This is a genomic window from Thiorhodococcus drewsii AZ1, from assembly GCF_000224065.1.
In the GTDB taxonomy this organism is placed as follows: domain Bacteria; phylum Pseudomonadota; class Gammaproteobacteria; order Chromatiales; family Chromatiaceae; genus Imhoffiella; species Imhoffiella drewsii.
Map to the genome: position 1 here is coordinate 187,957 of NZ_AFWT01000003.1, position 24,293 is coordinate 212,249.

Sequence of the window (24,293 nt, forward strand, 5' to 3'; positions counted from 1 at the left end):
GTCCGCTGGGACTTGACCACTACAAGACGCACCGTAGGTGCCAGGCAACAGATGAGGGCGGCACAGGAGGCCGCCTATCAGTTCATGTCGGCGATGGCGGGCGATCTGTCCGGGTTCGAAGAAGCGACACGCGCCCTGTTCGCGAACGATCGTTCCCGCTTCGACCTCCAGATTGCCAACTGGCCCGAGGCGGTCCGCGACTATGCGACCCGGCTCGCCTTTGCCCCGTCAGCCGATGCGTCTTCAATGCGCTGACATCGTTGCGCCTTCAGTCGCCTCGATTGCCACCGCTTCGGTGGAGACCAGCTTGAGCTTCCAATCCTCGGCGGCGCTGCCGTCGAGGTCGAGATGGGCGGCAAGGTAGCGCAGGCGCTCGGCGTCGCTGCCGGTGGCGGTACAGAAGCGGTCCTGGAGGAAAAAGGGCGGAGTCGCCTGGTAGTAGAGCGTGGCGCGCACCGAGGCGGGCTGTCCCTGAAGCTCCGAGCGTGCGATGCGATAGATGAGCCGGTCGGCGCCGCCCTCGACATAGTCCGGGTCGTCGCCGACGGCGGTGGAGCCTGCGTCTGCAGCGAGGTCGGGGCCGGCGCCCAGTGCGCGGGCGATCTCGGTGCGCGCGGCCAGGTCCAGATAGCCGTGGGGCAGGATGCGGTTGTCTTTCACCTCGGCGCAGATGGAGAGAAAGCTGGTGGTCAGCTCGCCCACGGGCGTGGCGTCATGACCGCAGCTCGCCGGTCCCTGTGCCGGTGGTGTGCTGACCAGCTCCTGGTAGATCTGCGCCTGATCCTGCGCCTCGATCAGCTGATAGTGCGGCTGGTGGGCACGGGTTTCGGGGTCGATGCGCGCGGAGCAGTCGTCGCGCCACCAGAGCTCGCCGGCGATCGGTTTGCCCTCGGCGTCGACGATGAGCCCCGCGTCATTGGTCCGCCCGGAGGTCCAGAGCACCTGGCCGCTGGCGTCGAGCACCTCGAAGGCGACGAAGGCGCGACGGAACCCGACCCCGGACGGGAACTTGTGTCCGGCCAGGTTTTCGATGCGTACCTGAGCCGAGAGCTTGCTGTCGTCGAGCTGCGGTGCGCCCTCGATGCGGATCGCTGCGGTCGCGTGCGCGCCCTGATCGAGCATCTCACGCTCGGTGCGCAGCAGGGGTTCCAGACCCTTGGTGACCATCATCGGATCCTGGGTGCGCATCCCGAGCAGTTCGGGAAATTGCTGGAACATCTCGACCAGAAAAACGTTGAGTCCGACCAGGGTGTGGCGGGCGAAGCCGTCGCGCTCGGGCAGGTCGATTGCCTCGGCGGGTAGGGTATTGTCGGTGGCGGGGAAGCCGTCGAGCTCCTGGATCGCGGCGATTTTGCTGCGGTAGGGCGTGCCGTCCGGCGCGCGCGAGGGCATGTGACAGCCCTGGCAGGACTGGGCGCGCGTGCCCGCGCCCCGAGGCAGTGGACCGTCCGGGCTGTCGCCGGTGCGATAGGCGCTGAAGGCCCATTCGGGGTAGGTGGTCTGCTCGTAGACGTGGGCGAGCGTCTCGCCCTGACGCAGCACCGGCAGATGGACGGTGTGGCAGGTGCCGCAGGCCTCCGAGCTCAGGATGGCGGCGTTGTGCTCCGGGGTGATGCCGAGCGCATGCTGCATGGGTTTCGGTTTGGGGTCTTCGAAGGGACCGTAGAGCCGGTCTGGAGGACCGACCAGGAAGCTGCCGGTGAAGGTGCGGGCGAAGCCGGTGGCGTCCGGGTTGAGCTGCTGTTGGCGGCGTTCGACACAGCGGTTCTGCGGTTGACCGGCATAGGTGCGGGTGGCCGCCTGGCCCAATACCATGTGATGGCAGGCCATGCAGGAGATGCCGTCGCGTGCCAGCGCGCCATAGCTGGCGTGGGCCGCGCTCGGGGCGTCGGGCGGATAGGGCACGGCGTCGACCAGAGCGCGCTCGAAGGTCGCGCACCCGTCCTGGGCGTCTTGTCCGTTCGCCTCCGGCAGATTGTCGATCTGCCACTGACGTTGACCGAGGATGCCGTGACAGCCGAGACAGGTGGTCTGCACCAGATCGGACTGGTCGGGATGGAAGCGCTGGGTCTCGCTCGCGAGCTGGGCGAAGAACACCGGGTCGCGTCCAGCGAGCCCCATCGGCGAACTGCGCCAGGTGGCGTAGGGCGAGAGGTTGAGCAGTGCGTCGCCGTGCGGGTCGGGTGCGGTCATGTCGAATTGCAGGCCGGTGCCTCCGGCATCGTGGCAGCCCAGACACTGGTCGCTGGTCAGATACTGGCTGTGGACGGCGGGTCCGTCGGCAGGCATCCAGACGTTGTCGTAGGTCTGGGAGGGCAGGGCGATGGCGCTGAGATCGATGCGGGCGAGCGCGACCCCGTTCGCTCCTTCGGCGGCGCCCGGAAGCGTGGCGAGGATCGCCGGATCGCTGGTCTCGCGCGGCTGGTCTACCGGCAGCGAGTCGTCGGCGTCCTCGGTCAGCAGCTCATGGTGTGCGGGGACCACGCGTTGGCGCTCGAACCAGTCCTGCACCAGATAGACGTTGGGCTGTCCGCCGAAGCCCTCGACGTTCTTCAGGTCGGCGAAGGTCAGGTCGTCGGCGGCCGAGGCGTGACAGTTCATGCAGTACTGGCCGAAGCCCATGTAGGCGAGCCGGTTGCTCGGACCTGCGGGCCAGTCCGGGTCCCAGCCCGTCCAGCCGAACCAACCCCAGAACCAGCCGTCCTTGGCCGCCTGGCGGTCGCGCACCATCACCGCCGCCCCGCTCGACGGCTTCAATCGCTCGGGCTCCACCTGGGTGCAGCGCGCGGCGGGCGAGGGATACATCTCCTTCACCATGATGGCGCCATCGGGCACCGGCTCGGCGTCAGCCGGACTTGTCGCACCGGGTTCGGCCGGTCGGTGGTGCTCCATCCACTCGACCATCTCGGGCGAGTACCAGATCAGCACCGCGCCGTGGGTGCCGTAGGCGCTGCCGCTCCATTGGCCATCCTCGCCAGTCCCGCGCGTGGCGACGAAGGGGCCGGTGTCGCGCACCCGCTTGTCGCGCACCCAGCCGGCCTCGCTGTCGTGGTGACACCAGTGGGACAGGAAGTCGGCGAGCCGCGCCTCGTACTGGTCGAGCGGCAGGGCGCTCGGGTCGCGCACGACCGGAGCCAGCGTGCGACAGAGCGCCGGATCGCTCGGCAGCAGCGGCTCCGGCTGAGCGGCCGGGCAGTCGGCCCGGACGCCTGGAATGGCGAGTGCAAGCAGGGCGGGGGCAAGGGCGAGAAGCCGTCGAGAGACGCGTTGGTGGGGCGTAGGCTGGCGGTTCATGCTGTCCTCCCGTAGGCGTCGTCGTGATGGTGGATCCGATATCGGCGCACGCCCGGTGGCGAGCAGGTTGTTCGCCAAGTGTAGACACTGATGAGGCTGGATTGTCGCCAGTGGGATGATGGCGGCAACGCGCGGTGTGACCTTCCCCGAGGCTGCGGGCGTGGCCGTCATCAATCCGTGGGATGCACAGCGTTGATGCTGATTGCTTGGGAGCGGCGGGCGTTTAAGCGCCCGTGCTCGATCGGGCGCGGGAGCCGTCGTGAATTGGGTCCGAATCAGTCAAATGAGGGTGAGTGTAGCGACGCAGCCCGGAAGGTTCGCTCGAAGGAAACCTCATGACGCATTGCGCACTGGGTGCGGTTCAGCAGTCAGACGCTCGAAGATCGCCCGCGCGGGCGTGCGCACCTCCGGTGCCACCAGGCGCAGATAGTCTGCGCTACCCTCGGCCGCGGCGGCCAGCGCCTCGCGCAGCGGCCGCCACCGTTCGCCGGCCTCCGTGGCGTCGAGCAGATCGCGCGCGGCGGCGGCTTGGTCGGCCCGCACGGCTTCTTGGAATAGTGTCAGGACATCGTCCCAGGTCTCTTCGATGAAGGCTGTGCTGCTCTCGTCGACGAGGCGTTGGATCAGCGGTGCCGCAGCCGGCCAGTCGCCGAGACTGACGAGAATTGTGGCGAGTGTATGGATGCTGTAGAGGTCTTCCGGCGCGAGTTCGATCGCTCGCTCGGCACGACGGCGTGCCTCTAGGAGATCCCGATCCTGTTGGTACAAAAACCAAGCGAGTGCATTGCTGAAGGCTGGCTCGTCCGGATCGATCTCGATGGCGCGGCGGTAGGCCTGCTCGGCCTCGTCGTAGCGGGCCAAGTGGTTCTTTAGCAGATTGCCGAGCCCGTTCCAGGGGTGAGCGAAGTCCGGATCGATCTCGATGGCGCGACGGAAGGCCTGCTCGGCCTCGTCGTAGCGGGCCAAGTGGTCCTGCAGCAAATTGCCGAGCCCGTTCCAGGGGTGAGCGAAGTCCGGATCGATCTCGATGGAGCAGCGGTAGGCCTGCTCGGCCTCGTCGTAGTGGGCGAAGTGGTCCTGCAGCAAATTGCCGAGCCCGTACCAGGGGGGCGCATTGTTTGGATCGATCTCGATGGCGCGGCGGTAGGCCTGCTCGGCCTCGTCGTAGCGAGCCAAGTGGTTCTTTAGCAGATTGCCGAGCCCGTTCCAGGGGGCCGCATTGTTCGGATCGATCTCGATGGCGCGGCGGTAGGCTTGCTCGGCCTCGTCGTAGCGAGCCAAGTGTTGTATCAGCAGATTGCCGAGCCCGTTCCAGGGGGGCGCATTGTTCGGATCGATCTCGATGGCGCGGCGGTAGGCCTGCTCGGCCTCGTCGTAGCGAGCCAAGTGGTTCTTTAGCAGATTGCCGAGCCCGTACCAGGGGTCCGCGAAGTTCGGATCGATCTCGATAGCGCGGCGGTAGGCCTGCTCGGCCTCGTCGTAGCGGGCCAAGTGGTTCGTTAACAGATTGCCGAGCCCGTACCAGGGGTACGCGAAGTTTGGTTCGATCTCGATGGCGCGACGGAAGGCCTGCTCGGCCTCGTCGTAGCGGGCCAAGTGTTGTGTCAGCAGATTGCCGAGCCCGTACCAGGGGTACGCATAGTCTGGGGCGATCTCGATGGCGCGGCGGTAGGCCTGCTCGCTCTCCTCCGGGTGCTGGTTGGCATGGAACATCCAGGCAACGGCCAGTTGATCGCTCGTGCCTAGACGTTCCGCCGCTGCGGCTGCGCCTTCGATGTCATCAAAGGTGGCCATATCCCCTTCTCCGATAGCCTGATAGAGCGCCGTCATGTCAATGCGCAAAACAGCCTGTCCTTTCTGTCGTTCTTCATCGAGGTTTCGGCTGAGTTCTCGCCATTGATTCGGTGTCCAGCCACCAGCGTTTCGGGTCATTTGCTTTTTCTCGCTGAGCGAGAACGACGAACTACCGAGTAGCTGGAACAAGAAGACCTCTCGATCGATGTCGACCTCGGCGGTCTCCAGCGCCGCAGTCATCCGCTCCCGGATCTCGGCGAGCGCCCGCATACGCTCGGCCTTGGTGGCCAGTGCGGCATCCTCGCCGCGTAGGTCCAGCAGTTCGCCGAGACGGCGACGGGTCTCGCCGTCGTCGAGCAAGGCGCGCAGTCCCTGGTTCTCCAGCGCGGAGCGCAGCGGTGCGTCCTCGACGCATTGGGCCAGGGCCAGGCTGTATTCGGCGTCGCGGGCATTGGCGCGTCGGCGCGCGAGCTGGCTGCGGGCATGGGCGTCGAGTTCCTGTGTGCTGAACCACATGCGCAGGAAGCGCACCAGCCAGGCCAGGCGGCGGCGGACGCGGCGGCTGGCGCGCATCAGGTACCAGATATTGAAGAAGCGCTCGGCGAGCTGGAACAGGGCGCGCTTGCCCTGGTATGGCGCGGTCTTCTCGACGACACCCTGGACCTGGAGCCGGTCGAGCTGGGCCGAAACCAGGTTGACGCCCCAGCCGAGCCGGTCGGCGAGCTGGCGGGCGCTGGCCGGGTCCCAGTGCAGGGCCAGTGCGTCCACGAGCTGCTGACCGCGTTCGGGTAGCTCTTCGAAGCGGGCCTTGTACAAGGGCGTGACGCGGTCCAGCAGGCCCTCCAGGTCCGAGCGCACATCGCCGCCCGGTCCCTGCGCGAGCACGCCGTAGAGCAGCACCGTGGTGCGCGGATTGCCGCCGGTGAGCAGATGCAGGGTTTGGATCCGCGCCGGATCGCGCTCGACCAACTCGGCGACGGCTGGCGTACCGCCGACCTCGGCCAGCCGGATCAGGGTGGTGCGCAGCTCGTCCTCGGTGAGCCCCTTCAGCTCGTCGATGCGGAAGAAGTCGTAGAAGGCGGCATCGTATTGGTAGCTGGCCTCGATCGCCCGGGCACTGGCGCCGAAGAGCAGCAGCTCAGGGCAGGACTGCAGGGCCTCGCGCAGCGCCCAGTGATGCTCGCGCAGTCGATCCAGGATCAGGTCGACGTTGTCGAGCAACAGCAGCAGACGCCGATCCAGTTGGCGCGCCTGGTCCAGCAGTGCATTCAGGACGGTCTCCGGCGAGGCGTCGTGCAGCGACTCGATGCGGGAATCCAGCGCCTCGGCCTCGTCGGTCCGGCCGCGCCGCTCCAGGGCGTCGCCGATCGCGTCCAGACAGTTGAGCCAGAGGTCGGATGGATCGGCGACATTGTATTGCTCTTCCGGAAAGGTCAGCGGCAGCCAGATGGCGTCCAGCTCGGGATCCTCCTCGACGGCGATGGCGATGCGCCGCAGCAGGCTGGTCTTGCCCATGCCGCGCTGGCCGAGTAAGAGTCGGTGCTGACCGATACGGCCGGGCCGCTCGCGTCTCAGGTCGGCGAGAATGCGCTCCAGGAGTGGCAGACGCCCGACGAAGTAGCGCTTGAGTTCGTCGCGGCTCAAGAGGTCCGGGTTGTAGACGGCGACACCGTGCAGGTCCTCGTCCAGCTCGCTGCGGGTCATGGCGCCACCCGCTGCAGCCAGTAGCGGCGCAACAGCTCCAGGCGGAAGCGCCAGCGGTCGTCGAGTTGGACCAGATAGCCGTCGCTCTCCAGGATGTCGAGCAGATAGCGCAGACAGGTCTCGCGGCTGTCGGGCTCCGCGATCCGTTCGGCGAGTGCCTGCTCCAGGGTCGTGCGGCTGGCGCCGCTCGGGTCGCGGGCGCAATGGCTGAGCAGGTGGGTCGCGTGGCCGTCGTCGGGTTGACCCAGTTCCTCGGTGAGGCGTTGGCGCCAGTAGTCGAAGTAACCCTTGTGGGCCGGTTTCAGCAGGTCGTCGAAGACCTGGTCTACGAGATTGCTGTCGAGTCGTTCGCCGTCCTCGACGCGGTCGTAGAGTTCGCCGAACAGGATTTGCAGGTAGTAGGGCACCGGCCAGCCGAGCTGCGCGATGATGTGGCTGCGGACCTCGCCGCTCATATCCACTTTATAGCTCTCGGCGAGCGCCTGGAGAAATCGCTCGGCGGTTTCAGGCTCGAAGGCACCGAGCGGTATCGGCTTGAGGTCGTTGACCGTGTCGCCGAGTCCGTGACGGGCGGCGACCGTATCGAGCCCGATGGAGCCGGCCAGGATCCACCGAACCTGGGCATGGTGATCCTGGCGCAGGGTGCGCAGCCAGTAGAGAAAGCCGCGGACACGGGCGAGCCCGTCGTCTTGCTTCAGCAGATGGAGCAGGAAGACCGGCACCTCGTCGACGGCGATCAGCCAGCGCCCGTCGAGGCTGCCGAGGGAGCGGGTCAGGGCCTCGCCGAGGTCGCGCCAATCGGGACTTTCACCCGTGGCGAGTTCGATCCCCAGTGGCCCCAGCTTCAGTGACTTCAGATCCGGCAACAGACCCTTGAGTGCCTGCTGGAGTGCGGACAGGTCCAGTTCGCGGGCGCCCGCAATGGCCTTCGCAAGCTCCCGGACGCAGTGCATCTCGTCGGAGCAGGCGGCGAAGCTGAGGCTCACCGCCTGGAAGCCGTGATCCGCGCCCTCGGCGCACAGTGCCCGCATCAAGGAGGTCTTGCCGATCCGTCGCGGTGCGAGCAGCAACAGACTGTCGGTCTCCAAACGGCGCCACATGCGTCGGCGCTCCGACTCGCGGTCGAAAAAGTCATCACCCTCGACGGGGCTTCCGATCACGGTGCGCATGGCCTGTCCTCGACTTATACATTAAAAATGATGTACATCGAAAAAAGTGTAATGCAATTTTGATGTAATCTCTAGAGGCAGGGGCAGCTCGCGCTCACTCTCCATAGCCAGCAATCTGTGTTACGCAATGTGTGCGCGAGCACACAGCCTCGCGCGTTAGGGATTTCCCTATTAGGGGTATTGCTATACTATGCAGGAAATGCGTTTCTGCATGCCTAGTTCATTGAGACCCCAAATACATGCAAGTACTGACTGTCGCGGCCTTGCCCGCCTTGATCTTCCCCTGTCTACTGGCCTCGTCGTCCATCGAGCATTGCGAGCTGGGGGCTGTTGCCGTGACGCCCGCTGTCAAAGGCGCTGAACCGGTGGCCGACGAGCGCGTAGAGCACGTCGAGCAGGTTGCGGTCTCGTCGAAAGAGGAGAAAAAAGAGGAGAAAGAGGACGCGGATCTTCGCTGCTTGGCTCTGAATATCTACCACGAGGCTCGCTCGGAGCCGGAATCTGGCCAGATCGCGGTTGCCAGAGTGACCTTGAATCGCGTCAGATCCAAGGCGTTTCCCGGATCCATTTGCGCCGTCGTCCAGCAAGGCGGAACAAAGCGTAACCGCTGCCAGTTCTCTTGGTGGTGCGACGGTCGATCGGATCGCCCCAAGAACGCACGGGCTTGGCAGCGGGCTATGGAGATCGCGCGCAAGGTTCTAGACGATGCGGTCCCCGATCCGACCCGTGGTGCCCTCTACTACCATGCAACCTACTGCAAACCCTCTTGGTCGCGTGCTTACCGCCGCACGACACAGATTGGCAGCCATCTGTTCTACCGTCCGACCGCGATCTAGATCGCAGCCCAAGGAAGGCGACTTCGAGCATTAGGTCGCCTTAGAATCCTTTCTTTGGCGATCGCGCCACTCGGTTCGGATGGACGGTATTCACCACGATTACCGTTCGCTGCATCCCTATCATCCCCACCATTTCCTCCAGTTTCTTTGTCGGAATCCCTCGCCCGTTCAATGCGGCCTCCTTGGCCGATCGCCGGTAGGCAACCGCCATCCGTATCGAGTACTAGACCACCGTCCGCTTGAACGGGGCGCCCTGGAAGTGAGCCGGTGATCCGGGAAGGGCGATCGAGGAGTCCGGGCGGTGTGTTCGGCGGCCTGGATTGCCATCGCTCCGTCGTACACGATTGATTGCCTGGTGCGATGCAATTGGATAGTTTGAGTCCATCCGAGCATCGACATCCGGGAGTGCCATCATGGGCTATGCAACGGGGATATCGTCGGCGATCTCGCTGGTCGCGTTTCTGCTGGCGCTCGATACGGCGCGGGCGGTTGAGGCGCCGACAGGGTTTGGAGCGGCGGACGCTGAATCCATATCCCTGTCACTTGCGCATCCGAAGACGGCTGACGCGGTACTCAGGCCGCCGCTGCAACTGGCCGAGGTCTATGCTGAGGGCGTCGATCTCTCGCGCTATTGGGTCAGCGAGAAGCTCGACGGCGTGCGCGCCTATTGGGACGGATCGCGTCTCGTCAGTCGTGGAGGACATGAAATCCATGCGCCGGACTGGTTCACGGCCGGTTTTCCCTCAGTTGCGCTGGATGGCGAGCTTTGGATGCGTCGGGGTGACTTTGCGCGTCTGTCCGGGACCGTCCGTCATCAGCAACCGGATGAGGCCGCCTGGCGCGAGGTGCGCTTCATGGCCTTCGATCTGCCGACCTCGGGCGAGCCTTTCGGGAGCCGTTTGACACGACTGCGGTCCCTGGTCGGCACATCGGATGCCCCCTATCTGTTCGGGGTCGATCAGTTCCGCGTGTCCGATCATGAGGCGCTCATGACGCATCTTGCGTCATTGGTTGCGGCGGGCGGCGAGGGGTTGATGCTGCATCGCGAGGATGCCTTCTACCGCGAGGGGCGCACCTCCGGCCTGCTCAAGCTCAAGCCCTATCTGGATGACGAGGCCATTGTCCTCGGACAGCTTCCGGGACGGGGTAAGTACGAGGGAATGCTGGGCTCGCTGCTGGTCGAGGATCGACAGGGACGACGATTTCGGATCGGAACCGGGTTCTCGGATGCCGAGCGGGACGATCCGCCGCCGCTTGGAAGCTGCGTGACCTTTCGCTATCGGGGCCATACGAGCAGCGGGTTGCCACGCTTCGCCAGCTATCTGCGCCGTTGCGATCCGGAGTGAAGACCCCGCCGGGAGGGCGCAACGTCTCATCTGGGGGACCGAGGCGGGATGGTGCTCTCGGTTTCGCTGCGCTGCATCCAGGCTACGGCTCGTAGCCCGGATGCGGCGAAAGCGGAATCCGGTGAGGTTCCTCAGAGCTGGCGGCAGTCGGTCAGGGTGACGTCGGTCTTTGGACGACCCGAGCGCGTTCCCTGCTCCTCCATGGCGCGCAGGACCGGCATGCCGTCGACCATCTGACCGAACACCACGTGATGGCCGTTAAGCCAGGGGGTCGCGGCCAGGGTGATGAAGAACTGCGAGCCGTTGGTGTCGGGACCGGCGTTGGCCATGGCGAGCTGGCCCGGTCCGGTGAAGTCGAGGTCGAAGTTTTCATCCGCGAAACGTGCGCCGTAGATGGATTTGCCGCCGGTGCCGTTGCCGTTGGTGATGTCGCCGCCCTGGACCATGAATCCCGGAATGATGCGGTGGAAGGGGCTTCCGGCGAAATCGAGGCCGTCGCCTTTTTCCCCAGTGCAGAGTGCGCGGAAGTTCTCGGCGGTCTTGGGCGCCTTGTCTGCGAACAGTTCCAGGGTGATGGTGCCGGCCGGCTGGCCGTCGATGCTGACGTCCATCGCGACCTTGGGGTTGGCCGCCATGGCGGAGGTGGCGGTCGCGGCCAGGATCAGACTGGCGCAGAGTGTAGTTACCTTGGTCATCTCTCTATTCCTCGGTGATATGTGATGGATGTGTGTTGCGGCGAGCACCCTCACCACAGTGAGTGCGATGGGGCGCGAATGGAGCGAGATAGCGGGCGATGGCGACAATCATCCCCTTGTTGGCCTCAGCAGTCGGGGCAGGGCTTCACGGGCAGACCGAGACGGACCCAGCCCGGACCGTTCGAATTGCCCATCATGCCTTCCTTGACGTCGTAGACATGGGTGAATCCGCGCGAGATCAGCTCCTGCTGCATGTGTCGGCTGCGGTTTCCTGTGCGGCAGATGAGTCCGATGGGCGCCGAGCGGTCGCCGTCCACCGTCTGCAGAACCGCTTGGGCGAACCCGTCCGGTCCCTTGGGGTTATGCATGTCGATACGATGGGCCATGGGGGCGACGCCGGTCTGGCGCCATTCCATGGGGGTGCGGACGTCGATGAGCGTGAGTTCGCCCTTGTTGGTCATGTCGAGCGCCTCGGGCGGCGAGAGTTGCGGCCCCGCAGCCTGCGAGCAGCCGATGACGAGTAGGGCGACGCCGAGGATGGTGGCGAGTGAAGGAATGGATCGATACAGCTTGATCATGCGTCTCTTCCTGAAGGGTGATGTGGCCGATGTCGGGTTGTGCCGGCGCGGGCCAGAGAATGGCTCGGCGCAGATGATTTGGCACGGGCGTGCCGAATGCAATGGGTATACTCGTTGATGTTGTCATCGCCGAGCGACTGATCGTCGAATTACACGGAGTGCTGTCAATGACGAATGTCTTTCTCATCGGCATGAGCGGTTCTCAAGAGATCTCCATGCTCGGGCGCATGGCCAATCGGCACGGTCTTGTGGCCGGGGCGACAGGGACCGGCAAGACGGTTACGCTGCAACGTCTGGCCGAAGGCTTCAGCCGCATGGGTGTGCCGGTCTTCCTGGCCGACGTGAAGGGCGATCTCGCCGGCATCGGCCAGCCAGGCGGCGACAATCCGCGTGTCGCCCAGCGGGTGGCCGAATTGACCCTGGAAGCGCGCGAAGGTTTCGTCCATGCCGCCAATCCGGTGATGTTCTGGGACATCTTCGGCGAGCAGGGGCATCCGCTGCGTACCACCATCAGCGAGCTGGGGCCGCTGCTCCTCTCGCGCCTGCTCAACCTCAACGAGGTGCAGGAGGGGGTGATCAACATCGTCTTCCAGGTTGCCGACGAGAACGGCTGGCTGTTGCTCGATCTCAAGGATCTGCGCGCCCTGTTGGCCCACGTTGCGGACAATGCAGGCAGTCTACGGACCCGTTACGGCAGCGTCTCCAGGGCCAGCGTCGGTGCCATCCTGCGTCGTCTGCTCGCACTGGAGCGGCAGGACGGTGAGCGTCTGTTCGGCGAGCCGGCTCTGGCCCTGCAGGACATGATGCAGACCGACGTGCAGGGGCGCGGCTATATCAACGTCCTGGTCGCCGAGAAGCTGATCCATACGCCTGCGCTCTACTCCACCTTCCTGCTGTGGCTGCTGTCCGAACTCTTCGAGGAGCTGCCCGAGGTTGGCGATAGGGAGCGGCCGCGCATGGTGCTCTTCTTCGACGAGGCGCATCTGCTGTTCGACGATGCGCCCAAGGTCCTGCTCGACACGATCGAGAAGGTGGTGCGTCTGATCCGGTCCAAGGGTGTCGGCGTCTATTTCGTCACCCAGAATCCGCTCGACATCCCGGAAGACGTACTGGGCCAGCTCGGCAATCGGGTGCAGCACGCATTGCGTGCCTATACCCCGAAGGATCAGAAGGCGGTTCGGGCCGCAGCCCAGACCTTTCGTGAGAATCCGCAGCTGGACACCGAGGCGGTCATCACTGCGCTCGGGGTCGGGGAGGCGCTGGTTTCGACGCTGGACGAGGACGGCGTGCCGGGTATGGTGCGTCGGGTCGATATCGCCCCGCCGAGGAGCCAGCTCGGGCCGATCAGCATGGCCGAGCGCGAGACGCTGATGCGCGACTCGCTGGTTGCGGGCGTCTACGACACCTTGGTCGATCGAGAATCGGCCTACGAGATCCTGGAGCGTCGTGCGCAGGAGGCAGCCGCCTCGCGCGGATCGGAGCCCGAGGCCCCATCGTCCAGGCGCCGCTCAAGATCAGCTTCAGGTTCGCGTCAGAGTCCGATCGAGGCCTTTGCGACCAGCGCGATGCGCTCGCTCGGCACCCAGATCGGCCGCCAGTTGGTGCGCGGCATCATGGGGTCCCTGCTGGGGGGCGGAACGCGCCGTCGCTGACTGTTCGGACGGGCTGCGTCCCCAAGGCGCACTTGGGGACGCGGAACGTCGCTACTGGGATGCGTCCTCCGAGGCGGGTTTCGAGTCCAGCGATTCGCTGGCGGCTTCGAGCCGCTCGGCGGCTGCGTCGGCGGCCTTGGCCAGCCCTTCCTTCGCGCGGTCGACGGCGTTGTCGATCGAGGCGCCCGCCTTCTCCATGTTGTCGTTGGCCTGATCGAGCGCGCTCTGGGCGCGGGCGGAGCCCTCCTGAATGGCGGCGTCGATCTGTTTGCCGGCACGCTCGGCTGGGCCGGCTGGCGGTGGCGGTTCGCTTTGGTCGCATCCGGCGGCGATCAGCATGACGAGTGCGACGGCTCCGGCGCCGAGTTGGCGTGCGTTGCGGTTGAGATCTGCTCTTTGCATCGGGTCTTTCTCCGTTTGACGTGGATCTGAGGGTCTTGGCGTCAGGCCCCTTCGCGTGGTTCCAGGCTCTTGAGCCAGAAGGTCATGGGCTTGGGGCTCTGTTCGGTGTCGTCGAGGTCCTTCCAGGTGTAGGTCGTTTCCAGTTCCGGATGCTTGACGTAGCCTCGGCGGGTCCAGAATGCGTCCAGCGGGACGTAATCGGCCGGGCGGCGCGGATGATCGAGCGGGCGCTGGACACCGCAGAAGGCCGCGTGGGAAAAGCGCTTCAGTCCGCGCGCATAGTCCTCGCGCTCGGTGAAGAAACGCACGCCGAGTCCTCGTCCTCGGTACTCGGGGAGCAGGACGGATTCGCCGAAATAGAAGATCCGCTCCGGATCGTAACCCTGGGACAGGAATGGGCGTTTGAACTCCTCGGTCTCGTCGGCCATGGGCAGTCCGGTGGAGGCACCGACGACCCGTTCGCCATCCAGGACCAGGACGAAAAGGCTTTCGGGGGAGCGGCTGTAGGTCTCCAGGTAGTGCGCCTCATAGTGCAGGTCGCCGTCATACAGATAGGGCCATTCGCGAAAGACGCGGATCCTCAGCTCGGCGAGGGCCGGGACATGGGGTGCGATGGCGTCTCCCACATAGCGTTCCACGGTCAGCGCGTTCATGGCATCTCCTTTCGGGCATCGCTTGGTCGGAGGGTTCTGGACGTATCGTAAGGTCGCCAGCCTGGGGCTAGAATGCAAGCCGGCATTTTTCCGCTCAATGATCGCGCCCCGTTACGCCAGGAGTCGCAATGACCTTGGACCTATCCCGCACCCGTTCCGAGACCGCCCGTTTGCGTCTGCTCCGGTCGTTTGTCTGTCTATTCTGTCTCGGTGCGCTGCCAGCCCAGGGTGACGACCTCTTGGTCTCGGATCGGCTGCAGCGGCTCAAGGGGATGAAGATCCAGGAGTTGCTCGACGTCTCGGTGACGTCCGTCTCCAGACGTCCACAGAAGTATGCGGATGCGGCAGCGGCCCTGTTCGTCATCTCCTCCGAGGACATTCGCCGTTCCGGAGCCACCCGTATCCCCGAGCTGTTGCGCATGGTGCCTGGGATCGAGGTGGCTCAGATCGACGCCAACAAATGGGCCATCTCATCGCGCGGCTTCAACGGGCGTTACGCGAGCAAGTTGCTAGTGCAGTTGGATGGACGGACCCTCTATACACCGCTCTATTCGGGCGTCTACTGGGATGCGCAGGATACCCTGCTCGATGACATCGAGCGTATCGAGGTCATCCGAGGGCCGGGCGCAACACTCTGGGGTGCCAACGCGGTCAACGGCATCATCAATATCATTACCCGCTCCGCGCACGATACGGAGGGGGGGCTGCTCGAGCTCGCGGTGGGCAACGAGGAGCGTACCTCCGGCGCCATCCGTTATGGTCTGCCGGTCGGTGATGGCGGGGCGCTGCGTGTCTATGCGAAGGGCTTCGAGCGCGATGGTAGCGTGACCCGCTCGGGCGAGGAGGGCGGCGATGATTGGCGCGGCGGGCAGCTTGGGTTTCGCGCCGACCTGGATCTCTCGACCGAGGACACTTTGACCCTCCAGGGCGATTATTACGACGGCGATGCTGGGGCGAACCTGGCCAGACGATCCGGGCTGATCAGCGCCGAGGCGGACATCTCCGGAGGCAATCTGCTGGGCCGCTGGTCGCGTCAGCAGGGCATGGATTCGGCTTTGGCGCTGCAGATCTACTATGACCAGACGCGTCGCACCAACTGGACCCTGACCGAGATCCGAGACACCCTGGATATCGATCTCAAGCAGGACATCAACCTTGCGGGCCGGCATCTGCTGGTTTGGGGATTGGGGTATCGCACGACCCGCGACGATCTCTCGACCGGCCCTGGCTCGGCGCTCCGTTTGGATCCCTCGCGCCGCCAGGATACGATCCTGAGCGGTTTCATTCAGGACGATCTCTCGCTTGCCAATGGGCGGTTGCACCTGATCGTTGGCACCAAACTCGAGCGCAACGACTACACCCATTGGGAGTTGCAGCCGAATATACGCCTGCTGTGGAATATGGCGACCGACACCAATCTCTGGGCCGCCGTTTCGCGCGCGGTGCGCACCAGCTCGCGCTTCGAGAGCGACTCCATCATCATGGCCGGCCCTATCGTCATTTCGGGCAACCCGGAGCTGACGTCGGAGCGTCTAACCGCCTACGAGGTCGGGTTGCGCGCCCGTCCGCGCGAGAATCTCTCGATCGACCTGACCGCGTTCGTCAATCAGTACGATCATCTTCAGACCTATAAAATGGTCGGGCGCGGGCTTGTGCTCACCTACGACAACGGTGGGGACGGGATCGGCTATGGCGTGGAACTGGCGAGCAACTGGGATCTGACGCACGCTTGGCGCTTGAAGCTGGCCTATAGCTGGTTGCAGATGGAGCTGAACTCCGATGAAAGTGCCTCTATCGCCTCGATCGATATCTACGATTCGGCCCCGCATCATCAGCTGAGTCTGCGCTCCTGGGTCGATATCGGATCGAATTGGGAGTTCGATACCAACCTCTATTTTGTCGATGGAGTGGAGAACTTTGCCAGCGATGCCTACGTTCGGCTCGACGTGCGTTTAGGGTGGCGATTGGCGCCGGACATGGAATTGAGTCTGATCGGACGGAATCTGAGTGACGATCATCATGGGGAGCTTTCCAATTTCCGCGGCGGCTCCGTGGCCGATGGTTTGGTCTATACCCAGGTGGAGCGTAGTCTGCTTCTACAAGCCAAGTGGTTCTTTTAGGGATTGGCTGCTAGCCGATTGGTCGGTCGCTCGATCGCACGTGTCTGTGCACGGATCGCGCGGAGAGGATTGTGGGCAATGTCGACGACGGAGAGTCGATGAGACAGGTTCCTTTGGAAAGCAATTCCGCGCGTGAGCCAAAGGTCGGTGCTGGCGTCGTGGGGCGGTCGGTGGGGGGACTCCGTCTCTTCGCGTCCTGTGCGTCGTTCGTGCTTCTCTGTCTTGTCTTGGCCCGATCTCACGCCGAGAGCTTCTCCGAGGTTGAGGTCCGCGCCGTCTATCTCTTCAATTTCGCCGTCTTCGTCGACTGGCCTCCCACCGCGTTCGAATCTTCGACCAGCCCCATTCGCTATTGCGTCGTCGGGTCTCAGGCGCTGCGCGCCAGTCTGGAGGAGGTGCTGGCCGACGAGCATGTCGGTGGGCGGGCCTTGCGGCTCATATCGGCAAACGAGCCGCTGGATTGGCGTCGCTGTCATCTGCTCTATATCGGACATGGCGCCAAGACGCGTGCGCGTCAGATCCTGAAAGCGGTCCGGGGGACGGCGGTTCTCACGATCGGTGCGTCGGAGGCGTTCGTTCGCGAAGGCGGCATGATCGGTCTGGTGCGTCGCGGCCAGCGTCTGAGGACGATCATCGATCGGGATGCGGCCGAGCGCGTCGGTATCCGCATCAGCTCGAAGCTTCTGCGTCTTTCAACTCTCGTCTCCGGCACCCGCGAAGGTGTTTCCCCATGATTCAGTTTTTTCGCGATCTCTCCATGCGCTGGAAGGTCGTTTCGGTGGTGATGCTGGTCGTCCTGCCCGTGCTGTTGCTCTCGACCGGGGTGGTCATGGTCACCGACGTCGTCAGCATGCGTTCGGGGCTGGCGGAACGGGTCACGGCATTGGCTCGCGTCGCGGGCATCAATACGGCCGCAGCCCTGGCCTTCATGGACGAGGAGGCGGCCGAGGAGGTCTTCAATGCCCTGGGCAGCGAGCGCGATGTGTTGCAGATCCGTATCCGTACATTCGACGGCAAGCTCTTTGCCCGCTATCGGAGCCGAGAGGCACGACATGAGTTGCGGCTGCATCGGATCGATCGCTACGAGGCCGCGCATCCCGAGATCATGGCGCTCGGTAGGCTATCGGCCGGAGAGCCGTTGACCCGCTTTCGCGATGACTATCTGGATGTCCGCCTTCTGGTATCCGTCAAGGGCAAAGCGCTTGGTGTGATGGACCTGCAGTACGACACGGGCGAGTTGCGCCAGCGCATCCTCTGTCAGGTTGTGTTGACCTCGGTGGTGTTTCTGTGCGGAATCCTGTTGGCCTTCCTGCTTGCGGTGGGGTTGCATCGTCTGATCTCGAAGCCGCTCAACGCGGTGGCGGGCGCGATGGAGAATCTCGCCTCCAGGCGTGACTACTCGATCCGGCTCGATGCCGGTCGCGCGGACGAACTCGGCACCCTGATTCGTGCCTTCAACGGGATGCTGGAGCAGATCCAGTTGCGCGATGAGGATCTGCGCCAGGCGCGCGATGCGGCGGAGGCGGGCAGTCTGGCGAAGTCCCAGTTCCTCGCCTCGATGAGCCATGAGATTCGCACCCCCATGAACGGCATCATCGGTATGGCCGAGCTGTTATGGGGAACGCAATTGGACGAGCGCCAACGGCACTTCGTGCGTACCGTCCAGGTTTCGGCCGAATCGCTCCTCGGCATCATCAGCGATGTCCTGGATTTTTCCAAGATCGAGGCCGGCCGTCTGGAGCTGGAGCACGTCGAGTTCGATCTGCATGCGCTCATGGGACGGACCTCGGACCTCCTCTCCGAGACGGCGCGCCGCAAGGGGCTGGAGCTGATGACGCGTATTTCGCCGCATTGTTCGAGCCGAGTCATGGGCGATCCCGGTCGTCTGCGCCAGATCCTGATGAATTTGGTCTCGAACGCGGTCAAGTTCACCGAGACGGGCTATGTGCAGCTGAGCCTGAGCTGTCTGGAGGAGACCGAGCACGAGGTTCGGGTCCGTATCGCCGTCAGGGATACGGGCATCGGGCTCTCGCCCGAGGAGCAGTCGCGGATCTTCGATCGTTTCAGTCAGGCCGATTCGTCGACATCACGACGCTACGGCGGAACCGGGCTCGGGCTGGCGATCACCAAGCAACTGGTCGATCTCATGCATGGCACGCTGACCTTGGATAGCTTGCCCGGGCATGGTTCCGTGTTCCAGATCGAGTTGACCCTGTCGAAGGCGAGTCCAGGGTGGTCCGATCAGACTCTGAATCTGGAGGGACTCCGTGTCCTGCTGATCGATGGCGATCGGGAAGGCTCGGCCCGGCTGATCGACGATTGCGCTACCTTGGGTATCGAGGTACAGCAGGTTCCCGATCTGGGCGAGGCGATGGAGCTGGCGCTTACCCTGGCCGCCGGTGGAAACGGTTTTTCTCTGTTCGTTCTCGACGCGGCGCAGCTACCCTCGCTGGATCTGCCCGTCGGCCGGGTGCTGCGCGACCTGGTCGACCAGGCAATGGGGGCCGTTCTGCTGTGCGAGCACAGATCGGCGGGCGCGAAGCCGTCTGGTTGGGACGGGCTGGAATGTCTGATGAAGCCTGTGGAGTGCCAAGCCTTGGCACGGGCCTTAGGTGTTATCATACACGGCTCGCCTCTGGGCGAGGACAAGGCGTTTCCTGAACTGGATCGGCCGGGGGGCGAGCAGCCGAGTCTGGGCTTGCGGGTTCTGGTCGCGGAGGACAATCCGGTCAATCAGGACGTCATCGAGAGCATGCTGAACGCGTTGGGCTGCAAGGCGGTGTTGTGCGCGGACGGACAGGCCCTTCTCGCCGAATTGGCGCGCTCGGATTACGACCTCGTCCTCATGGATTGTCAGATGCCCTTGATGGACGGTTACGAAACGACCCGGCGGCTTCGTTCGAGGGAGCAGGCACGCGGGGAGTATCTCCCCGTGATCGCCCTGACGGCCTATGCGATGGAGGGCGATCGCGAGCGGGCGCTGGCCGCCGGCATGGACGACTATCTGGTCAAGCCGTTCAAACTGGCCGATTTGGCCGAGGTGTTGCGGCGCTGGACGGTATCCGGATGATGGCTTCGTACTCTAGCGGCACCTTATTTTTTATCGAAACGTTCGAATCGGGAATGCTCGAAGCAATGGAGGAGCCGTCGGAATGAAGTCCGCATCCTGCTCGCCGCTTGGCGATATGTTCCGGCGCATCCGAGGCGCTGCGATCCTGACCTCGCTTCTACTGCTGGTCCCTGCGGTCGTCGTCATTCAGTCGAATCCGAACCGTGTGGTGGCGAACGCCGCCCTCCTGATGTTCGTGGTGTTGCTGGCCATCTCCATGGGGTTGCTGGTCGCCGATCGCTGGCAGCGGCGCGTCACCCTCCCGCTCGTCGCCCTCTCATCCCTGCTCGAGCGCGCCCTGCGCGAGGGCGACTACGGATTGCGCGCAGCCCCGATGGAGGACACCCAGCTTACGCGTGTCGTCGCCGGTTTCAATGCCTTGCTCGAACAGCTCGAACAGCTGGGGCAGCGCGATCGCTGGTATTTCCGCCAGCGCGAGCGCATCGAACACGAGTTCAATGAGCGGTGCGGTCATCTGGCGCAGGCCAATGTCGAGCTGGAGCAACAGATTCGTCAATCGGAGTCGGCCAGGCGCGCGGCTGAGCGTCTGCTGGAGGTCGCGGACCAGGTCAAGCAGGCCAAGTCTCAGCTCCTCTCGAACATGAGCCATGAGATCCATACGCATCTCGCCGGCGTCATGGGAATCGGCGAATTGCTGATCGCGGAAGATCTGCCAAGCGGTCAGCGGCGTCTCCCCTCCGCCCTGGTTCGCTCGGGTGGGGCCTTGCGCACGGCGATCAACGACATGCTCGATATCGCCCAGATCGAGGCGGGGCGCATTCGGCTCAGCACCGGTGATTTCGTGCTGGCGGATTGTATTGAGGAGAGTCTGGTCGCGCTCGCCGACCGCGCTCGCGAGCGCGGTGTCGAGCTGGCCATTCGACTCGATCCCGATCTGCCGCACGCCATTCGTGGCGATCAGGTCCGTATCTCTCAGGTTCTCGGGATATTCGGCGCTGCGGCGATTCGCGGCGTTCTCGGCCGGGAGCTGTTGCTGGTGGCGCGCCTGGACGAGCGTGAGGGTGATCGGGCGGTGGTTCGGGTTGAGGTTCAGGTTACCGGGAAAGGGTGGCTCGGCGGCGAGTTCGACTCGGCCGCTCTGGGCGGGAATGCGATCGCTGGGAGCGGCTCGCATTTGGGCCTCTCGATCGCGCGCGACCTGATCGAGTTGATGGGCGGGGGGAGTGTCCTGGGGGATGGCGGGCGCAGTGAGGGGCTTGGATTCAGGCTCCCTGTGACCGTCACTCAATGGGAGCCACCCTGGTCGGTCGCTCGGGCCCAGTTGCATGACATGAGGATGGTTCTGCTCGGCCCCCAGAGTCAGGCCCTGACGGCGCTCTACGACTATGCGAGCGAGGCAGGGATTCTGGTGTACGAATGCACCGATCCCGAAGAGGCGCGCGAGGTCCTGTTCGAGGCGCACGACGGCGTCGTTCCCTTCGATCTGTTGGTTATGGACTCCGAGCTGAAGGGGCTGGATCTGCTTGCTTCGCCGTCCGCGCTCGCCGAGACGCCAGCGCTCGACAGGGTTGCGCGGATCCTGCTGGTCCCGACAGTCGATGACTGGGGCGACGAGAGCACGGCCGCGCTGCATGTCGATGCCTATCTCGTCAAACCGGTGCGTCGCGGTCAACTGATCACGACCCTGGCGAGGGTGACGCCTGGTGGCGGGGTCGGATTCGGTTCCACTGAGGTTGTGGCGGCCGAAAGCGGTGCGTTAGAGCCGCTCGGCCTCAAGGTGCTGGTCGCCGACGATAACGCCATCAATCAGGATCTGGCGGTTGCCATGCTTTCGGCGCTGGGATGCGAATCGCGCGCGGTCTTCGATGGCCAGGCTGCGGTGGATGCTTGTGTGGCCGAGTCCTTCGACGCGGTGCTTATGGACTGCAAGATGCCGCTGATGGATGGTTATGAGGCGACGCGTCGTCTGCGGCTGCGTGAGTCCGGTGGTTTGGGTCGGCGTTTGCGGATCATCGCGCTGACCGCGCATGCGATGGAGGGCGATCAGGAGCGGTGTCAGTCGGCGGGCATGGACGATTATCTGACCAAGCCCATCTCGATGAAATCGCTGCATCGCGCCTTGCTGCGCGGGGTTGGCGGGAAGGTCCGGCCGCTCTCCGAGGGTGACTCGCGCGAAGAGGGTGTGACGACCAAGCTGGGTCTGCCGACGCGGCTCGGTGCGGATCCCTTCCGGCTCGACGATCTTGAGGCTGTCCCGGTCCTGGACCCCCAGGCGCTCGATGAGATCGGCTCGATCGATCCGCGCTCCGGCTCCGCGCTGGTGACGCGGATGATCGCCAGCTATCTCGACTCCGAATCGACACTGGTCGCCCGTATCCGCGAAGGGATCGAGGCCGGTCAGCTACAAGGGGTCGCCGAGTCTGCTCGTGCGCTTTGTTCGGCGGCCAAGACGCTTGGAGCGGCTCGGTTAGCGACGCTCTGCAATCGGCTGGAGCGCTCATCTGGTGCTGGCGGCGCCCCGGTTCCGCCACTGAGCGCGACCGCGACCCTGGAGCAGGTGGCCGCCGAGACCCGAATCGCGATTGGCGTGCGCTTCGGCGGTGTCGGTGACCGGCCCCGCGAGGTCGCGCTCGGCGAGCGGGTCTCGGTGGCCACGCCGACGGTCGAGTCCGAGTCGCGCGTGCCGAAGCCGCTTTCCAAGGGACCCCTCGTCGAAGTCGATGACCGGCCGGCGGTGCGAGACCGTCCGCTGATTCTGGTGGTGGATGACGATCCGTCGACACACCTGCTTGCACAGACCGCCTTTGAGGAATCCGGGTTCAGGTTCGCCGGTGCCTGGGATGGACAGGGCGCGCTGGAGGCGGTGCGCTTCCAGCGACCGGATCTGATTTTGTTGGATGCGGGCACCCCAGTCATGGATGGTTACGAGACCTGTCGGCGTTTCCGGGGCCTGGCCGGTTTCGAGCTGACCCCGGTCCTCATGCTCACGGGGCTGGAGGATCTGTCCGCGGTCGAGGCCGCCTATGATTCGGGTGCCACCGATTTCTACTCCAAGCCGGTCAACTGGCGTCTGCTCGTTCATCGGATCCGCTATCTGCTGCGCAGCCACGCGACGCTCGACACGCTGCATCTCAGCGAGGCGCGCAACGCCGCCTTGATTGCGGCGATCCCGGATGCGCTCATGCGGCTCGATCGGCGCGGTCGGGTGCTGCAATTCAAGTTGGGCCGGATCCTCAAGAGGGTTAATGAGGCAGTCGAGTCGAGGCCGACCGTCCTGTCCGATCTGCTGCCCGAGTCCGCCTGCGCGCTGATCCAGCGCGAGCTCGACACGACCCTGGCCGAGCACGGCGTGCGCGAGCTGGAGGTCGAGTTGTCCGGCGATCATGAGGAGATGCTGTTTTTCGATGTGCGCCTCATCGCGATCGACTCGGAACAAGTGATCCTTTTATTGCGCGACATGACCGAGCGGCGTCGGCGTCAGCGGGTCATCCATCAGCTCGCCTATCAGGACAGCCTCACCGGTTTGGCCAACCGCACCCAGTTCAACCAGGATCTCGAGGCTGCGCTGACGCGCACCCGCCGCCGCGACGACCGTATCGCGCTGCTGTTTCTGGACCTGGATCGCTTCAAGCGGATCAACGACTCGCTCGGACACAGCATCGGCGACGAGTTGTTGCGCGGCGCAGCGCAGCGGTTGCAGGATGCCGTTGATGAGGCGTCCACGGGCGCCTCGCTGCGGGTCGGGAGCATCGCCAATACCGTGGCGCGCCTGGGCGGCGACGAGTTGACGGTGATCCTCAAGGGGCAGGGTGTCGAGCGCGTGGCGCAACGGGTTGCCGGGCACGTCATCGAACGGTTTAAGGAGCCCTTCCTATGCTCCGATCACAGCATCGTCTGCACGGTGTCGATCGGCATTGCGCTCAGCCCGGATGATGGGGATACGCCCGAGATGCTGCTCAAGCACGCGGATACCGCCCTCTATGCGGCGAAGCTGGCCGGGCGCAACACCTACCGTTTCTTCACCGCCTCGATGGGCGAATCCGCCTCGCGCAAGTTGGATATCGAGTCGCGTCTGCGTTGCGCCTTGGAGCGCGGTGATTTCAGGCTGCTCTACCAGCCGACCGTGGATATCGGTTCCGGTGAGATCCTCGGGGTGGAGGCGCTGCTGCGTTGGGAGGATGGCGAAAATGGGTTGGTCGAGCCCGCAGATTTCATCTCCATCGCCGAGGAGTCGGGACTCATCGTGCCGATCGGGAGCTGGGTGATGGATGAGCTGCGTCGCCAGCGCGCGCTCTGGTTGCGCGAGGGTGCAGCATGGCCGATCTCTATCAACCTGTCCGATTGCCAGTTCAGCGATGAGCGTTTGATCGAGCAGTTGGTCGCGCTGTCACAGGAATGCCCCTCGGGAACGATCGAATTGGAGATCACCGAGAGTCTGCTGTTGGCGCGTGACACCCGGTTGATCGAGACCCTGACTCTGCTCAGAGAACGCGGATTGCGCGTGGCTGTCGACAACTTTGGAACGGGCTATTCCTCGCTTTCGCTTCTGAAGCAACTGCCCATCGATACGCTCAAAATCGACCGGAGCTTCGTGCACGAGATCGGGCGCGAGTCGACCTCCGAGCTTCTGGTGCGGACCGTGGTCGCGCTGGGTCTGGGTTTGGGGTTGAGGGTCGTGGCAGAAGGGGTCGAGACGGACGAGCAGCTGGATTTCCTGGCGCATGAGGGATGCCATGCCGCTCAGGGGTATCTGTTTTCGGTTCCGCTTGCGCCTTCTCAGCTCGCCCTCGATCTCTCGGCGGGCGGATTGACGCCATGGCGGGACGTCAGAATGCGTCCAGGGCTTTGACGTGCCCCCGATGCTCGGCCTCGGCTTGCTTTTCATCAAGGTCGTTGGCAACCTCCGGTCGTCCGATGCGTGCGGCGATAGGCTCCGCTCCAGATGTGCCACGCGTTGCACCAGTGCCGTTGCGGTTGTCG

15 protein-coding genes are annotated in these 24,293 nt (G+C 64.4%); 8 read left to right on the plus strand and 7 right to left on the minus strand.

What is annotated here, in order from left to right:
• Positions 1-12 precede the first annotated feature (12 nt).
• Positions 13-255 (plus strand): DUF2239 family protein, encoded by a 243-nt coding sequence (locus tag THIDRDRAFT_RS03180; RefSeq protein ID WP_281054755.1) that lies wholly within the window; start codon positions 13-15, stop codon positions 253-255.
• Here the strand turns inward: THIDRDRAFT_RS03180 and THIDRDRAFT_RS03185 are convergent.
• The 3 genes from THIDRDRAFT_RS03185 to THIDRDRAFT_RS03195 all read right to left on the minus strand — a co-directional run bounded on the left by THIDRDRAFT_RS03185 (position 244) and on the right by THIDRDRAFT_RS03195 (position 7,961).
• Entirely contained in the window at positions 244-3,294 is a 3,051-nt protein-coding gene (locus THIDRDRAFT_RS03185; protein WP_007039358.1) for a cytochrome P460 family protein, read from the minus strand. The two genes, THIDRDRAFT_RS03180 and THIDRDRAFT_RS03185, sit on opposite strands and share 12 nt — an antisense overlap.
• A 333-nt stretch (positions 3,295-3,627) precedes the next feature.
• Positions 3,628-6,792, minus strand: a complete 3,165-nt coding sequence (locus THIDRDRAFT_RS03190; RefSeq protein WP_007039359.1) for a tetratricopeptide repeat protein — start codon at positions 6,790-6,792, stop codon at positions 3,628-3,630.
• Positions 6,789-7,961, minus strand: a complete 1,173-nt coding sequence (locus THIDRDRAFT_RS03195; protein ID WP_007039360.1) for an ATP-binding protein — start codon at positions 7,959-7,961, stop codon at positions 6,789-6,791. Before THIDRDRAFT_RS03195 ends, THIDRDRAFT_RS03190 begins: the two co-directional genes overlap by 4 nt.
• Positions 7,962-8,200: 239 nt before the next feature.
• Here THIDRDRAFT_RS03195 and THIDRDRAFT_RS03200 point away from each other — a divergent pair, with 239 nt between their 5' ends.
• Together THIDRDRAFT_RS03200 and THIDRDRAFT_RS03205 are read left to right on the plus strand one after the other, a co-directional pair.
• Positions 8,201-8,797 (plus strand): cell wall hydrolase, encoded by a 597-nt coding sequence (locus THIDRDRAFT_RS03200; RefSeq protein WP_007039361.1) that lies wholly within the window; start codon positions 8,201-8,203, stop codon positions 8,795-8,797.
• A gap of 413 nt (positions 8,798-9,210) precedes the next feature.
• Positions 9,211-10,143, plus strand: a complete 933-nt coding sequence (locus THIDRDRAFT_RS03205) for a DNA ligase (protein WP_007039362.1) — start codon at positions 9,211-9,213, stop codon at positions 10,141-10,143.
• Between the two features lie 131 nt (positions 10,144-10,274).
• Here THIDRDRAFT_RS03205 and THIDRDRAFT_RS03210 read toward each other — a convergent pair whose 3' ends face one another.
• Both THIDRDRAFT_RS03210 and THIDRDRAFT_RS03215 read right to left on the minus strand, forming a co-directional pair.
• Positions 10,275-10,838 (minus strand): peptidylprolyl isomerase, encoded by a 564-nt coding sequence (locus THIDRDRAFT_RS03210; RefSeq protein WP_007039363.1) that lies wholly within the window; start codon positions 10,836-10,838, stop codon positions 10,275-10,277.
• 125 nt (positions 10,839-10,963) lie between these two features.
• On the minus strand, positions 10,964-11,416 hold the full coding sequence (locus THIDRDRAFT_RS03215; RefSeq protein WP_007039364.1) for a rhodanese-like domain-containing protein: 453 nt from the start codon (positions 11,414-11,416) through the stop codon (positions 10,964-10,966).
• Positions 11,417-11,583: 167 nt separating this feature from the next.
• Between THIDRDRAFT_RS03215 and THIDRDRAFT_RS03220 the strand changes: the two genes are divergently transcribed.
• A complete protein-coding gene (locus tag THIDRDRAFT_RS03220) occupies positions 11,584-13,068 on the plus strand; it encodes a helicase HerA-like domain-containing protein (protein ID WP_007039365.1) in 1,485 nt (494 codons plus the stop codon).
• Positions 13,069-13,119: 51 nt separating this feature from the next.
• On the opposite strand, the gene THIDRDRAFT_RS03225 is transcribed toward THIDRDRAFT_RS03220, so the two are convergent.
• The gene (locus THIDRDRAFT_RS03225) at positions 13,120-13,470 is read right to left on the minus strand and encodes a hypothetical protein (RefSeq protein ID WP_007039366.1); all 351 of its coding nucleotides are present in this window, start codon (positions 13,468-13,470) and stop codon (positions 13,120-13,122) included.
• A 41-nt stretch (positions 13,471-13,511) separates the two neighbouring features.
• Positions 13,512-14,123 carry a GNAT family N-acetyltransferase gene (locus THIDRDRAFT_RS03230; RefSeq protein ID WP_007039367.1) on the minus strand — a complete coding sequence of 204 codons (612 nt, stop codon included), beginning with the start codon at positions 14,121-14,123 and terminating at the stop codon, positions 13,512-13,514.
• A gap of 128 nt (positions 14,124-14,251) precedes the next feature.
• Between THIDRDRAFT_RS03230 and THIDRDRAFT_RS03235 the strand changes: the two genes are divergently transcribed.
• The 4 genes from THIDRDRAFT_RS03235 to THIDRDRAFT_RS23545 all read left to right on the plus strand — a co-directional run bounded on the left by THIDRDRAFT_RS03235 (position 14,252) and on the right by THIDRDRAFT_RS23545 (position 24,162).
• Entirely contained in the window at positions 14,252-16,243 is a 1,992-nt protein-coding gene (locus tag THIDRDRAFT_RS03235; RefSeq protein WP_007039368.1) for a TOL_0244 family TonB-dependent receptor, read from the plus strand.
• Between the two features lie 98 nt (positions 16,244-16,341).
• Entirely contained in the window at positions 16,342-16,977 is a 636-nt protein-coding gene (locus tag THIDRDRAFT_RS03240) for a TOL_0243 family YfiR-like periplasmic protein (protein WP_007039369.1), read from the plus strand.
• Entirely contained in the window at positions 16,974-19,313 is a 2,340-nt protein-coding gene (locus THIDRDRAFT_RS03245) for an ATP-binding protein (RefSeq protein ID WP_007039370.1), read from the plus strand. The genes THIDRDRAFT_RS03240 and THIDRDRAFT_RS03245 overlap by 4 nt, the downstream gene beginning before the upstream one ends.
• An 82-nt stretch (positions 19,314-19,395) precedes the next feature.
• The gene (locus tag THIDRDRAFT_RS23545) at positions 19,396-24,162 is read left to right on the plus strand and encodes an EAL domain-containing protein (protein WP_007039371.1); all 4,767 of its coding nucleotides are present in this window, start codon (positions 19,396-19,398) and stop codon (positions 24,160-24,162) included.
• Positions 24,163-24,293: the final 131 nt, after the last annotated feature.